We start from the raw sequence: 458 nt of genomic DNA on the forward strand, positions 1-458 counted from the left end.
GGACATCCCCGGATCAAAGCTTGCTTACAGCTCCCCGAGGCAGTATCGTTGTTCGCCACGTCCTTCATCGGCTCCTAGCGCCTAGGCATCCTCCGTGTGCTCTTAGTAGCTTAACCATGCTACTTTTTACTTCTTGGTCTTACAATGAAGACACAAGCAGCTAAAAGGATATTTCTAAAACGCAGATTCGTTTCGTTATCTAGTTTTCAAGGATCAAATCATCCAGTCTCGCGACCGGACTTATATCATACCAAATCCCGAATCGCTTGGCTACAAGCAAGTTCTGGAAATCGTATGCGAGAGTTTGAACTCTCAAAACTGACCAACGAGCGAGTAACTAGCCGACCGGCTAGATTTAGTATTTGAATGCTTCCATCGCAGGAAGCGATTCTCCATAGAAAGGAGGTGATCCAGCCGCACCTTCCGATACGGCTACCTTGTTACGACTTCACCCCAAT

General features: G+C 47.2%; 2 rRNA genes. Both read right to left on the reverse strand.

Annotation, left to right across the window (positions count from 1 at the left end):
• Positions 1-116: ribosomal RNA gene (locus KI379_RS33725) — 23S ribosomal RNA — on the reverse strand; the annotation flags it as partial.
• 282 nt (positions 117-398) lie between these two features.
• Positions 399-458 (reverse strand): 16S ribosomal RNA (locus tag KI379_RS33730); the annotation flags it as partial.

It is taken from the genome of Paenibacillus cineris (assembly GCF_018333335.1).
GTDB lineage: Bacteria > Bacillota > Bacilli > Paenibacillales > Paenibacillaceae > Paenibacillus_AQ > Paenibacillus_AQ favisporus.